At 69.3% G+C, this 13,283-nt stretch carries 14 protein-coding genes; 3 read left to right on the forward strand and 11 right to left on the reverse strand.

Annotation, left to right across the window (positions count from 1 at the left end; translation table 11 throughout):
* Window positions 1-20 precede the first annotated feature (20 nt).
* A complete protein-coding gene (locus KZJ41_RS26440) occupies window positions 21-785 on the forward strand; it encodes an SDR family NAD(P)-dependent oxidoreductase (protein WP_251549892.1) in 765 nt (254 codons plus the stop codon).
* Window positions 786-794: 9 nt separating this feature from the next.
* Window positions 795-1,559 carry a crotonase/enoyl-CoA hydratase family protein gene (locus KZJ41_RS26445; protein ID WP_006941653.1) on the forward strand — a complete coding sequence of 255 codons (765 nt, stop codon included), beginning with the start codon at window positions 795-797 and terminating at the stop codon, window positions 1,557-1,559.
* Between the two features lie 100 nt (window positions 1,560-1,659).
* Here KZJ41_RS26445 and KZJ41_RS26450 read toward each other — a convergent pair whose 3' ends face one another.
* From KZJ41_RS26450 to KZJ41_RS26495, 10 genes are all read right to left on the reverse strand, one after another.
* A complete protein-coding gene (locus tag KZJ41_RS26450; protein WP_338020941.1) occupies window positions 1,660-2,823 on the reverse strand; it encodes an IS30 family transposase in 1,164 nt (387 codons plus the stop codon).
* Window positions 2,824-2,905: 82 nt separating this feature from the next.
* Complete coding sequence (locus KZJ41_RS26455) at window positions 2,906-4,069, reverse strand: ABC transporter substrate-binding protein (protein ID WP_006941654.1); 1,164 nt, start codon at window positions 4,067-4,069, stop codon at window positions 2,906-2,908.
* 17 nt (window positions 4,070-4,086) lie between these two features.
* Window positions 4,087-4,812, reverse strand: coding sequence for an ABC transporter ATP-binding protein (locus KZJ41_RS26460; RefSeq protein ID WP_006941656.1), 726 nt, complete (start codon window positions 4,810-4,812; stop codon window positions 4,087-4,089).
* Complete coding sequence (locus KZJ41_RS26465) at window positions 4,796-5,611, reverse strand: ABC transporter ATP-binding protein (protein ID WP_006941657.1); 816 nt, start codon at window positions 5,609-5,611, stop codon at window positions 4,796-4,798. The genes KZJ41_RS26460 and KZJ41_RS26465 overlap by 17 nt, the downstream gene beginning before the upstream one ends.
* On the reverse strand, window positions 5,608-6,594 hold the full coding sequence (locus KZJ41_RS26470; RefSeq protein WP_006941659.1) for a branched-chain amino acid ABC transporter permease: 987 nt from the start codon (window positions 6,592-6,594) through the stop codon (window positions 5,608-5,610). Before KZJ41_RS26470 ends, KZJ41_RS26465 begins: the two co-directional genes overlap by 4 nt.
* Entirely contained in the window at window positions 6,591-7,481 is an 891-nt protein-coding gene (locus tag KZJ41_RS26475; RefSeq protein WP_006941660.1) for a branched-chain amino acid ABC transporter permease, read from the reverse strand. The genes KZJ41_RS26470 and KZJ41_RS26475 overlap by 4 nt, the downstream gene beginning before the upstream one ends.
* Window positions 7,482-7,580: 99 nt before the next feature.
* A complete protein-coding gene (locus KZJ41_RS26480; RefSeq protein WP_029546566.1) occupies window positions 7,581-8,765 on the reverse strand; it encodes an ABC transporter substrate-binding protein in 1,185 nt (394 codons plus the stop codon).
* 105 nt (window positions 8,766-8,870) lie between these two features.
* Complete coding sequence (locus KZJ41_RS26485; protein WP_044476231.1) at window positions 8,871-10,121, reverse strand: MFS transporter; 1,251 nt, start codon at window positions 10,119-10,121, stop codon at window positions 8,871-8,873.
* Entirely contained in the window at window positions 10,118-10,435 is a 318-nt protein-coding gene (fdxA, locus tag KZJ41_RS26490) for a ferredoxin (RefSeq protein ID WP_029546568.1), read from the reverse strand. The genes KZJ41_RS26485 and fdxA overlap by 4 nt, the downstream gene beginning before the upstream one ends.
* A 66-nt stretch (window positions 10,436-10,501) precedes the next feature.
* On the reverse strand, window positions 10,502-11,710 hold the full coding sequence (locus KZJ41_RS26495; protein ID WP_230304360.1) for an MFS transporter: 1,209 nt from the start codon (window positions 11,708-11,710) through the stop codon (window positions 10,502-10,504).
* Between the two features lie 117 nt (window positions 11,711-11,827).
* Between KZJ41_RS26495 and KZJ41_RS26500 the strand changes: the two genes are divergently transcribed.
* Window positions 11,828-12,586, forward strand: coding sequence for a M50 family metallopeptidase (locus KZJ41_RS26500; protein WP_006941671.1), 759 nt, complete (start codon window positions 11,828-11,830; stop codon window positions 12,584-12,586).
* On the opposite strand, the gene KZJ41_RS26505 is transcribed toward KZJ41_RS26500, so the two are convergent.
* Window positions 12,587-13,249 carry a cyclase family protein gene (locus tag KZJ41_RS26505; RefSeq protein ID WP_006941672.1) on the reverse strand — a complete coding sequence of 221 codons (663 nt, stop codon included), beginning with the start codon at window positions 13,247-13,249 and terminating at the stop codon, window positions 12,587-12,589.
* Between the last annotated feature and the right edge of the window lie 34 nt (window positions 13,250-13,283).

The following is a 13,283-nucleotide window of genomic DNA, read 5'->3' on the forward strand; positions in this document are numbered from 1 at the left end:
CTTCCGACTCAGGAGAAATCATGGACATCACCCAGGGATCGGCGGTAGTGACCGGCGGGGCCTCCGGCCTCGGCCTGGCCACCGTCAAGCGCTTCGTCGGCCTCGGCGTGCCGACGGTGATCCTCGACCTGCCCACCTCCGACGGGGAGGTCGTCGCCAAGGAACTCGGCGAGCTCGCCGTGTTCGCCCCGGCCGACGTCACCGATCCCGAGGCGGTGAACCGCGCGCTCGACGCGGCCGAGGAACGCGCTCCGCTCCGGGCCGTCGTGCACTGCGCCGGCCGCGGTGGCACCGTCCGCGTCGTCGAGAAGGACGGCACCCCCGGTTCGCTGGACATGTACGAGAACCTGATCCGGATCAACCTGATCGGATCGTTCAACGTGCTGCGCCTGTCGGCCGCGCGCATGGTGAACAACGAGCCCGTCGACGGCGAACGCGGCGTCATCGTCCTCACCGCGTCGGTCGCGGCGTGGGAGGGCCAGATCGGCCAGATCCCCTACGCCTCCGCCAAGGCCGGTGTCGTCGGCATGACCCTCGTCGCCGCCCGTGATCTGGCCCGGAAGCTCGTGCGCGTCAACAGCATCGCGCCGGGCACCTTCGACACACCGATCCTGTCCCGGTTCTCGCAGGAGATCCGCGACGGACTCGCCGCCCAGACCCCGCACCCCGCCCGCCTCGGGCAGCCCGACGAGTACGCGAAGCTCGCCCTGTCGATCGTGGACAACGCGATGATCAACGGCGAGACGATCCGTATCGACGGCGCGATCCGCATGCAGCCCCGCTAGGAGACAGCCATGGACACCCCCGTACACGTCGAACAGTCCGACGGCGTGCAGATCATCACGATCAACCGGCCCGAGGTGCGTAACGCGATCAACACCGAGACCGCCGTCGCCGTCGCCGCCGCCCTCGACGAACTCGACGCCCGCGACGATCTCGTCGCCGGCGTGATCACCGGCGCCGGCAAGACTTTCTGCACCGGGATGGATCTGAAGGCCTTCCTCGCCGGCGAACGCCCCTCCGTCGAGGGTCGCGGCTTCGCGGGCATCACCGAGAAGTCCCCCGCCAAGCCGCTCGTCGCGGCGGTCGAGGGACACGCCGTGGCCGGCGGGTTCGAGATCGTGCTCGCCTGCGACCTCATCGTCGCCTCCGAGACAGCCGTCTTCGGCCTGCCCGAGGTCAAGCGCGGCCTGCTGGCCGGTGGCGGCGGACTCCTGCGGCTGCCACGCCGCGTCCCGCACCAGCTCGCCGTCGAATGGTGCCTCACCGGTGAGTACTTCTCGGCGCAGACCGCGTACGAGGCGAAGCTGCTCAACCGCCTCGTGCCCGAGGGGCAGGCGCTGACCGAGGCGATCGCCCTGGCGAAGACCATCGCGAAGAACGGCCCGCTCGCACTGCGCGCCACCAAGCAGATCATCGCGCAGGCCCGGGACTGGTCCAACGAGGAGGAGTTCGAGCGCATGCGCGAGATCTACGAGCCGGTGCGTTCCTCCGCCGACGCGAAGGAAGGCGCGCTGGCGTTCAAGGAGAAGCGCGAACCCGTCTGGCAGGGACGCTGACCCAGCGGTACGACGAGCGGGGCCCGGGAGGAATTCCCGGGCCCCGCTCGCATTCGTGTGCCGAAGGACCGAATGTCACACCGCTTCGATCAGGGCGGTTTCAGGCGGCCGATGCGACAAGCTCGGTGAACGCTTCGGTTGGCGTGCGCCAGCGTAGCGTCTGCCGGGGGCGGCCGTTGATCTCGTCCTGGACCTGCTGCAGGTCCTCGGGCGTGTACACCGACAGGTCGGTGCCCTTGGGGAAGTACTGCCGGAGCAGACCGTTGGTGTTCTCGTTGGTGCCGCGCTGCCACGGCGAGTGCGGATCGCAGAAGTAGACAGCGACGTCGGTGGCCATGGTGATCTGGGCATGAGCACGCATCTCGTGGCCCTGATCCCAGGTCACCGACCGCTGCATCACCTCCGGCAACGACCGCATCGCGGCGATCATCGCATCGCGGACGCCGGACACGTCGCGGACCTTCGGCAGGTGCAGCAACACCACGTACCGGGTGGTGCGCTCGACCAGGGTGCCGATCGCCGAGCGGTTGCGCGCCCCCATGATCAGATCTCCCTCCCAGTGCCCGGGCACCGCCCGGTCCTCGACCTCGGCGGGCCGCTGGGAGATGAGGATCTTGTCGGGAATATGGCGGGCACTGCTCGGCACTCGCCCCTGCGGCACCCGACGGGTGTGCCGGCGCCGCAGATACTCCGAAAGCTCTTTTCGCAGTTCGCCTTTCAGTTGCACATACACGGCCTGGTAGATGGTTTCGTGGGACACCCGCATCTCCGCTCGGTCGGGGAAGTCGACCACCAGCCTGGCCGAGATCTGCTGCGGGGACCAGCGCAGCTTCAGCCTGGCGACGACATACGCGCGCAACTCGGGTGCGGCCATCAGCTTGGCGACTTTCGGTCGCAGTGCTCGGGTCCAGGCCCGCGCGTGGGCCGACACGGCGCGGTAGCTACCGTCGCGGTTGCTGTTGCGTTCGATCTCCCGGTAGATCACCGACCGGTGCCGGCCCAGGTGCGCGGCGATCGTCTGGACCGACTCGTTGCGGGCGAGTCCGAGGGCGACAAGCTCCCGCTCGCCCAGGGACAACGACCGTCCGCCGTGCTCCCAGTGCGGGGCACGGCGGACGGTGCCGTTGGCCTCGTCCTCCCACCGGTAGCCGGTTTGTCGGCTGACACCGACCGCGGCTGCGGCCTTGGCGATCGACACCTTCGTCATGCGCATGGCGAAGAACCTAGCCTTCTTCGCCTCTCGTGCTGCTCGACCCACTGACATCTCCCCTGGTCAGGGAGCGTGTCGCATGGACCACCTGAGTCAGCCCAGATCGAAGCGATGTGACATTCGGCCACAGGATGAATCAGGCCGACGGCTTGGCGACGACCACCTCACGGCTGCCGTCCCATTCGACGAGCACGCCCGGGGTACGCATGTCGTGACCCTCGAACGTGATCTCGCCCTGTGCACCGTCGAATCCTTCGGCGGTGACCTGCTCGAGACCACGCTGGATGTCCTCGCGGGACGCACCGCCGGAGGCCTTGATCGCGCGCGCCAGCAGCCACGCGGCGTCGTATCCCTCGGCCGCGTAGTTCAGCGGGTCCTCGTTGTACTTCGCCCGATACGCCGCGACGAACTCCTGGGACGACGCCGCCGGCTGGTCGAGTGTGAAGTTGGCGGTCCAGAACATGCCGGCGCCGTCAGCCCCCGCCGGGACGAGGTTCTTCGCGCCTGCACCGGTCTGGCCGAGCACCGGTCCCGTGTATCCGGCCTGGCGCAACTGCCGCATGGCCGTGGCGTTCTGGGCGCCGGTGAGGAGCATCGCCACGGCGTCGGGCCGATCCCCGGCGATCTTCGTCGCCGAGGACGCGAAGTCCTGGGTGGTGTTCTGCACGGACGTGGTCGAGACGATCTGGTAGCCGTGCTCGGCCTGCCCCTCGGGAAGGTTCTTCTCCGCCATCTCCGCGAGGGCCGGGTTGGCCGCGTTGAACAACACGCTGACCCGCTCGACGCCGAGGTCCTCGAGATGAGCCAGGGAGGTGCCGATGTGCGTGGTCTGCGGCGGGGTCGCCCGGAAGGTGTAGTCGCCGCCGAGCACACCGTCGCTGGCGGACTGCGTGTAGACGGTCGGCAGCTTCGCCCGGTCGACGAGCGGCGAGATCGCGATCGCCTGGGCACTGGAGATGCCGCCGAGCAGGGCGCTGACCGACCGGTCCGCGGTCGCTTCGGTCGCCTGACTCACAGCGGTCTGCGTGTCGCTGGCCGCATCGCGGCTCTCGAGCACGAGCTTCGACTCACCGAGGAACCCACTGCTGTTGACCTGTTCGACGGCGAGCTCGATACCCCGGAACTGGGGCAGGCCACCGAAGGCGGTCAGACCGGTCTTGTCGGTCACGGACACGATCTTGATCTCGCCGGGCATCTCGCCGGACCCCACGGTTCCGCCGCCGCCCGAGCCGCACGCGGTGGTCAGGGCGAGCCCGGCGACACAGGCCAACGCGGCGACGGCAATGCGCTTGTTCTTCATTCTCTTCCGTTCTCGGTTCAGTTGTCGGTTCCGGTGAGCGCGGCTTCACCGAGGAAGGCCAGCACCACGGACGAGTGGTTTCGCGCCTCGTCGACCGGTCCGGAGTACACGGATTCGCCGCGGTTGACGACGACGACGTCGTCCGCGATCTTCATGCCGGCCTCGGCGTTCTGTTCGACCATGAGGACGCCGATGCCACGGTCGGCGATGCTGCGCACGCTGGCCATGACCCGGTCGACCACGGCGGGGGCCAGACCCATCGACGGCTCGTCCATGAGGATGTACCCGGGCTGCGACATGAGGCTGCGGCCGAAGGCGAGCATCTGCTGCTCGCCGCCGCTGAGCAGGCCGGCGGGGCCGGACTGCCGCTCCTCGAGGATGGGGAACATCTCGAACACGGTCCGCATCGATTCCTCGCGGGCCTTCTTCGACGCCACCAGGCCCCCGATCTTGAGGTTCTCGTGGACGGTGAGCGAGCCGAACACCTTGCGGCCCTCGGGAACCAGCGAGATGCCACGCTTGAGGATCTTGTGGGCGGGCCATCCCTTGATCGACTCGCCGTCCAGAAGCACGTCCCCGGAACTGGGCGTGGTCAGCCCCGCGACGGTGCGGAGGGTGGTGGTCTTGCCGGCGCCGTTGGCGCCGAGGACGAGCGTCACCCGGCCCGGCCGCGCGGTGACGGACACCCCGCGCACGGCACTGACCTTGCCGTAATCGACGTGCAGATCACGAATCTCGATCATCGTTGTCCTGCTTTCCGAGATAGGCCTCGCGCACCGCCGGATCACGCACCACGTCGGCGGGGGAACCGGAGGCGATGAGCTGTCCGGAGTTCATGGCGAAGAGGTGATCGCAGACGTCCACCATCATCTGCACGTCGTGTTCGACGATCAGCTGGGTGAGTCCTTCCAAGCGCAGGTCGGACATCAGCCCGCCGATCTCCTCGCGTTCGAAGCGGTTCATGCCGGCGGTGGGTTCGTCGAGCAGCAGCAGCTTCGGGGACATCACGATGGCGCGGGCGATCTCCACCCGGCGCTGCAGGCCGTACGAGAGCTGGCCGGGGCGCAGCTTCTCCTTGCCGTCGAGCCCGGTGCGCTCGAGGGCGGTGCGCACGGCCGCCTCGGCGGCGTCGCGTTCGGTGCTGTCGACCCGTCGCCACCACCGTCGCGGTCCCGCGATCAGGTCGTGCCCGAGTTCGACGTTCTCGTGCACGGTGAGATCGTCGAGGAGACGGACGGTCTGGAAGGTGCGCCCGATGCCGAGCCGCGCCACCTGCTCGGGTTGGACGCCGGAGAAGTCCCGCCCCTCGAAGTGCATCGATCCGCGGGTCAGGGGCGTGAGCCGGGTGACGGCGCCGAGCAGGGTGCTCTTGCCCGACCCGTTGGGTCCGAGGATGCCGGAGATCAGGCCGCGCTCGAGGCCCAGGGTGATGCCGTCGACGGCCTTGATGCCGCCGAAGTGGACCGCGAGATCCTCGATGCGTAGCACCTGATCCGGAACCCGGCCGGGAACGCCCTCCTGGGGAGCGACTTCGGTGGTCATCGCGTTTCTCCTGTCGAGGCGGAGTGGGCACCGGTGCCCGCGAGTTCGGCGCCGAGTTCTGCGGCGGCCTCGTCGTCGGCCGCGTCGGCGAGACGTTCCGCGGCAGCCGCGTCCTCGAGGGCCGCGCTGTCGCGACGGGCGAGGCGGCGACGGTACAGGTCGGTGACGACGCCGGTGATGCCGCCGGGCATGAAGATCGCGGCGATGGCGACGATGATGCCGTAGACGATGCTCTGGTAGGTGCCCACCTGCTCCAGCATCACCGGAAGCCACGTGAAGATGAGGGCGCCGATGAGCACACCGAGCCAGGACCGGGAGCCACCGACGATGATGATCGTCAGCGCGAGCACGATCAACGGGAAGCCGATGTTCTCCGGGGCGATGGCCGTCATCATCAGGATGTTCAGGGCGCCTCCGAGCGCGCCGAGCACACCGCTGATCACGAAGGACATCCGGCGGTAGCGGGCGACGTTGATGCCCATGGCCGAGGCGAGTTCCGGGTCTTCGCGGACCGCCTCGATGCGCCGGCCCATGCGGCCGCGCTCGCTGAGGATCATCGCCGCGACGACGGCGGCACAGACGACGGCCAGGTGCGGGACGGAGATCTCCGGGGTGGTGAGAACGCCGAACAGGCCGACCGAGCCGCCGGTGAGCTCGCCGCCGTTGTGGGCGACGACGGTGACGATCATGACGAACGCGACGGTGGCCATGGCCAGGTACAGGCCGGCGAGGCGCTGCAGGATCAGCGAGAGCAGGTATCCGATGACCGCGCAGATCACGACGATGGCGGCGGTCGCGGAGATTGCGTCGAATCCGTAGTGCAGCACGAAGATTGCGGCGCCGTAGCTGCCCATGCCGTAGAAGGCGGCGCCGGCGAAGGAGAACACTCCCATCCGGAACTGGATCTGGATGCTCAGGGCGAGCAGCAGCACCGTGAACGTGCTCTGGATGAGGACGATGTTGGAGAAGTAGAAGTCGCTCATACCCGTCGCACCTCCTTCCTTCCGAAGATGCCCTGCGGCCGCAGCAGCAAAACCACGAGGATGAGGCCGAAGCCGACGGCGTCGACCCAGCCGCCGCCGGTGTAGCGGAGCACCAGGACCTCGGAGAACGCGAGCACCATCGCACCGAGCGCGGCGCCGCCGGTGCTGCCCACGCCGCCGAGGATGATGATGGCGAACGCCTTGATGAGGAGGGTCTCACCGCTCTCGGCGGTGATGGCGCCGAGGTTGTAGGTGAGCAGGGCACCGGCGAGGCCGGCGAGGCCGCCCGACACCGCCATCGTCAGCAGCGACAGCTGGCGCCGCTTGACGCCCATCAGTTCGGCGGTCTCCGAGTCCACGCCGATGGCCCGCAGGGCGAGCCCGTGGCTGGTGTTCTTGAGCCAGAAGGAGATCGCCAGCGTGAGGATCAGCGCGCAGCCGAGCACGATCAGGCCCGTGCTCGTCAGTCGCAGGTCGCCGACGGTGTAGACCGACGTCTCGTACGAGCTGCCCACGAAACCGAACGGCTCGCTCAGCGTGCGGAACTGCACGACGGCGACCGGGATGGTGCCGATTCCGATGCCGCCGATGAGGATCTGCAGTTCGGCGGTCCGCTGGTTCTTGGCCCGTCGCAGGATCGGCTGGAACGCGAAGACGTCGATGGCCGCCGAGAGCGCCGCCCCGACCACGACGGAGATCAGGCAGACCGTGACGAGCCCGAGACCGACGTTGGACACGATCTGGGAGGCCACGAACGCGGAGAACATGAAGATCCCGCCGTGGGCGAAGTTGAGGATGTCGATCGTTCCCCAGGAGATGCTCATTCCCAGGCAGAAGAGCAGGTAGATGGAGCCGAGCACGAGCGCGTCGATCACCAGCTGTGACATGACGCCTGCCTTCCTCCGGCCGGGATTCCCCGGCGGCGGTGCGATGTTCTTCCGGTCATTCGTCGAACTCCTTGGTGCACAGGTGCGGAGCGATCCGCACTACTTCGCCGATTCCTGGTCGTCGATCAGCACTTCTTCCGTGCCGTTCCATTCCACGAGCACGCCGTTGACGCGCATGTCGTTGCCTTCGAAGCGCACCGGGCCGAGCGCGCCGTCGAAGCCCTCGGCCACGACCTGCTCGAGGCCGCGCTGCAGGTCGTCGCGGGACGCACCGCCGGCGTTCTTGGCAGCGTGGGCGAGCATCCAGGTCGCGTCGTAGCCCTCGGCCGCGTAGTTGAGCGGATTCTCCCCGTTGTACTCGGCGCGGTACGCCTCGACGAACTGCTGCGAGGACTCGTCCTTCTGGTGGAAGCTGAAGTCGGTGGCCCAGTACATGCCCGCGCCCGCGGCACCGGCGGGTGCGAGGTTGCCCGCGCCGGCGGCGGGGTTGCCCACCACGGTGCCGGTGTAGCCGGCCTGGCGCAGCTGCGACATGGCCGTGGAGTTGCCGGCGCCGACGAGCAGGACGATGACCGCGTCGGGCTTCTCACCGGCGATCTTCGTTGCGGTGGTGCCGAAGTCCTGCGTGGTGGCCTGGACGGAGGTGCTCGACAGGATCCGGTAGCCGTACTTCTCCTGGCCCTCGGGGATGGTCTTCTCACCGAGTCCGGCGAGGGTGACGTTGCCCGCGTTGTAGAGCACGCTCACGGTCTTCACACCCTGCTGCTGCAGCCGCTCGAGCGCCTTGACGAAGTAGGTCTCCATCGGAGCCGTCGCGCGGTAGGTGTAGTCGCCGATGACGACGCCCTCGCTGCCGGACTGGGTGAAGATCGTCGGCAGCCCGGCCCGTTCCACGAGCGGGGCGATCGCGACGGCATGGGCGCTGAGCACCGGTCCGAGCAGGGCGCTGACACTCTTGTCGGTCAGCGTCTCGGTGGCCTGGCTGACCGCGGTCTGCGTATCGCTCGCCGAATCACGCTTCTGCAGAACGATCTTCGAGTCACCCAGGTAATTCTGCTCGTTGATCTCCTGGATCGCGAGTTCGATGCCCTTGAGCTGGCTGTTGCCGACGTACGCCGTGGTGCCGGTCTGGTCGGTCACGGAGACGACCTTGATCTCGGCCGGCAGGTCACCGTCGGCGACGGTGCCGTTTCCGCCGGAGCCGCAGGCGGCCGTGAACAGGACGCCGAACGCGCTCGCGGCTCCGAGCAGACGACGCCGGACTTTCCGGTCGACTCGAGACATGTGTGCACCTTCCGGTCGAATGATATGCATCATTAGTCGTGATGCCCGTCACAGTAGAGCCACGCCGACGAAATGTCCAGAGGCCGATCCGGATATGCGCAGGAATTATTTGCGGGCGGGGACGCGTACGGGGTCCACGGCGACGGCCGGCGTCCACCGACCCCGGCCCGCCCCCGCGACGGCCACACAGAAGAGGACAAAAATCGTTACCGCACCGGCGGATCCGTAGGAGTATCCCCACGCCGACGAGAAGGCGCCGGCCACCAGGATCATCACCGCCGCGAAGCCGTACGACGAACACGCGTACAGCGACGTGCTCCTCCCCTGCTCCACCGGCGTCATGCCGGCGGTGAGCAGGATGAGGCCCTGCGCGTATGCGAAGCCCTGCCCGATGCCCCACAGGAAGCTGCCGGCCAGTACCGGCCACAGCGTGCGGGCGACGAGGCCGGCGGCGACGAACACGCCACCACCGGCGAGCAGGAGCAGACACAGCTGGGGCCCCGGGGAACGGCCTGCGGCCCGGGCGAGGTAGGGGCCCAACCAGGCCGTGACGAGCAGGATGATGGCGGCGAGGACGCCGACCACCAGCAGCTCGGACCCGATCCCGTCGCGCAACGCCGACGGCAGCACGCCGACGGCGATGCCGCCGACCGTCCACCCGGCCGCACCCAATCCGTAGGCGGGCAACCTGTTCCGGTCGAACGCGGCGCCCGCGCCGGCCGGAACGGGCCCCGCCGGGCGTGGGGGCTCGGCGTGCCGGAGCGCGGAGAGCCGGCGCCTGTTCCCCCACAGCGCGGCGGCGAGCAGCAGTCCCGAGAGCACGAGGGAGACGGCGTGCAGCCGATAGATGAGAACGGTGGGCTCCGGCAGCAATTGGGCGACGGTGGCCGCGGCGATCAGGCCGAGGAACGAGCCCGCGATCGCGCCGGTCGCCGCCAGGGTGCGGCCCGCGTCGCCGCGCGCCGCCACGGCGAGCGTGGCGGCGGATCCGGTGGCGAGCCCGACACACGTTCCGGTCAGGGCACGGCCGACGAAGAGCAGCCAGACGGTGTCGGCGCCGGACCACAGGGCGACGTCGCCGAGGACCCCGACGACGAGCGCACCCGGCAGGACGGCCCACGCGAACCGTCCGAGCGCGCTCCTGCTCACGACCAGGAACATCGACACCAGGGCGACGAAGTACGTCACGAACAGGGCGGCCAGCACGAACGGGGACAGGCCCAGATGGTCCTCGTACAACGGCAGGATCGGGCCCGGAATGTTGGACCCGACGACGGCGAACGTGAATGCGGCCGCCACCGCGGCGCCCAGGAGCACCGGTCCCCGGCCGGGTCGCGGAGCCCGGACCGCGATCATGCCCGTACGGGCAGACTCTTCACGAGCGGTGGGTCGTAGTCGGTCTTTCCGATCTTGGAAGCGCCGCCCGGTGAGCCGATCTCGGCGAAGAAGTCGGCGTTGATCTGCGTGTACCCGGCGCGATCCTCGGGGACGTCGTCCTCGAAGAAGATCGCCTCCACGGGGCAGACGGGTTCGCAGGCGCCGCAGTCGACGCATTCCTCCGGGTTGATGTACATCATCCGGCCGCCCTCGTAGATGCAGTCCACCGGACACTCCTCGATGCACGCCTTGTCGAGGACGTCGACACAGGGCTCGGTGATGGTGTAGGTCACTGCGCACTCCTCCGATTCGATGACCGCGTGATTTAGGTCATAATCATATTCATTGATTGTCGGGTGTCAATGGGTGTCCGCTCCGAGTGCCTCGACGACCGGCCGGCGACGCACCACCGCGACTCCGGCACCGCAGACGCAGGCCAGGAAGAACCCGCAGAAGGCGTAAGTCGCCGGGCGCAAGCCGATTCCGTCCGCCAGGAATCCCAGCCCGAGGATCCCCGACCCGACGGTGGCGTATCCGGCGAGCCACACCATGGACACCACTTCGGCGGTCCGCCCCTCCGGCGCATACCCGCGCGCGAGGGTGAGCCCGGCGAGCTGTGCCAGGCTCTGACCCAGGCCTGCCGCGATCGCGGCCACGACGATGACGGGCACCGAGGCGGCGCCGACGGCGACGGCGATGAGCACCGCGGCCAGCGCGGAAACCGAGAGCCCGACCACCGCGACCCGGTAGATGCTCATCCGGCGGACGAGGAACTGCGCCCCGGCCCCGGCCCCGAAGACCACGAACGACACCGCGCCGGCCAGGGTTCGCGTGTCGTTGCCGAGCAGGTCGGCGATCAACGCCGGGCCGAGGGAGATGAACAGCCCCGCCAGCGCGAAGGGGCTGCCGGCCACAGCCATGGACAGCAGCACGGTTCCCGCGATCTCGCGCGGGATGCTCGGCAGCTGCACCCAGCGACCGCCCACCCCGGCCGGTCGACCGCCGACGGCGGTCAGCGGTATCGCGGCCGCCGCCAGCGGAACGATCAGCACCAGGAAGACCAGCCGTGTGGGCGCCGGCGCGACGTCGGCCAGCACCCCGGAAAGCAGCGGCCCCACGGCCGACCCGGCGACGGGTGCCGCGCTCGCGTACAGCGCGGCACGCGCTCCGCGGCCGGGGCCGAACGCGTCGGCGATCGCCGCCGACCCCGCCGCGCCGAACGCCCCGGATGCGAGGCCGATGAAGAACCGCCCCGCCTCCAGCCACAGGGGCGTGCGGGCCGTCGCGAACACGAGGCAGGCCACGATCGCGAGACCCAGGGCGGGCAGCAGGACGGCCCGACGTCCGAATCGGTCCGAAGCGCGGCCACCGAACACCAGCGCCACGACCGACCCGACTATGTAACTGACGAAGATCAGGCTGACCGTGCTGGGTGGAAAACCCATCTCGCGCTGCCAGACCACATACAGCGGAGCCGGGGCATTGCTCGCCGCGAACACGAGGAACACCGACAGTGCGATCCACGACGGCCGAGCCACCCGGCGCCTTTCCAGAACCTCGACCGACACCCGGCCTCCCTATTGATATGAATGATTAGCCCCTATAGAGAGTGGCACATTCCCGGCGCCCGTGGAGCGAATTGCCGGACCGTACGATGGCGGACTCCCGAGAGAAAGGTGCCGACCGTGGACCCTGAGGCCGATCCGTCCACGCCACTCGAGTCCTTCGGGTCGGCGGTCCGCGCCGGATGGCACGCCGTCTCCGCGGTGAGCGAGCCCGCGCCGCCCCTGCTCGTCGCCCTCACCGCCACCGTCGCGCTGGTGCTGGTGACGGTGCGCCCGCTGTGGCTGGTGACGCGGCATGTGATCACCCAGGCACACGAGGGCTCGCACGCGCTCGTCGCACGGCTCGTGGGCCGGCAGCTGGCGGGCATCCGCCTGCACAGCGACACCTCGGGCGTGACCGTGTCCTCCGGCAACCCACGCGGGCCGGGCATGATCGCCACCGCGTTCGCCGGGTACACCGGCCCGGCCGTGCTCGGGTTCGTGGCCGCGACCCTGCTCACCGTCGACCGGCCCGCAGCGGTGCTGTGGTCCGTGCTGGCCGCGCTCGCCCTGCTGATCCTGTTGATCCGCAACTTCTTCGGATTCGTCTCGGTGCTGGCGGCCGGCGCGGTGATCGGGACCGCCGCCTACTACGGCGACGAGCTGGTGCGCTACACCGTCGCGTACCTGACCACCTGGGTGCTGCTGTTCGGCGCCACCCGGCCGGTGCTCGAACTGGCGCGCACCCACCGGCGCGGCCGCGGGCACGGCTCCGACGCGGATCAGCTGCGGTGGCTCACCCGGGTGCCGACGGCGGTATGGATCGTGGCGTTCGCGGTCGTCACGCTCGGTACCGCGGCGTACGGCACCGCACGCATCGTCGCGACGCAGGTGCCCTGATCACGGCTCGAGCGCGATCGCCACGGCCCGCACCGGGGCGCCGTCCGCGTCCCGCAGCCGCAGCGGAAGAAGACTGATCAGCGGATCGGGAAAGTCGACGAGTTCGAGGTTGCACAGGTTCTCGCACACGATGCCGCCGGCCTCGGCGACGAGGCGATGCGCGGGATAGTCACTGCCGAGGGCGGAATCGATGCTCGGGGCGTCGAGGCCGATGGTGCGCACGCCCCGCCCGAGCAGCCACCGGCACGCGTCCTCCGACAGATAGGGGTGCTCGAAGTAGGCATCGGTGCCGTAGTGCTCGGCCCACCCGGTATGCAGGAGGACGATGTCGCCGGGGCCCGGGTCCGGCCCGCCGGCCACCCCGTCGACGACGTGCCGCCGCGTCACCGCGGTGCGCGGCGGCAGGCCCCGCACGTCCAGGACGATCCCGCGACCCACGAAATGTTCGAGCGGCACCCGGTCGATCGGCGCGGCCCCGGCGCGCATGTGCAGCGGGGCGTCGACGTGCGTTCCGGTCTGCGAGCCGATCTCCACCCGCAGCAGGTTGTACCCGTCGCGCTCGAGCGTCGCGTGCGGCGTGAGCACCGGCACGGGATCGCCCGGGTAGACCTGGGTGTCGCCGGAGACGGTGCGGCTCAGGTCGACGATCCGGCGCACGCGCATGCGCCGATGCTAACGGGTGACCCGCGATCCGCGG

It is taken from the genome of Rhodococcus sp. 11-3 (genome assembly GCF_023704055.1).
Classification (GTDB): domain Bacteria; phylum Actinomycetota; class Actinomycetes; order Mycobacteriales; family Mycobacteriaceae; genus Rhodococcus; species Rhodococcus aetherivorans.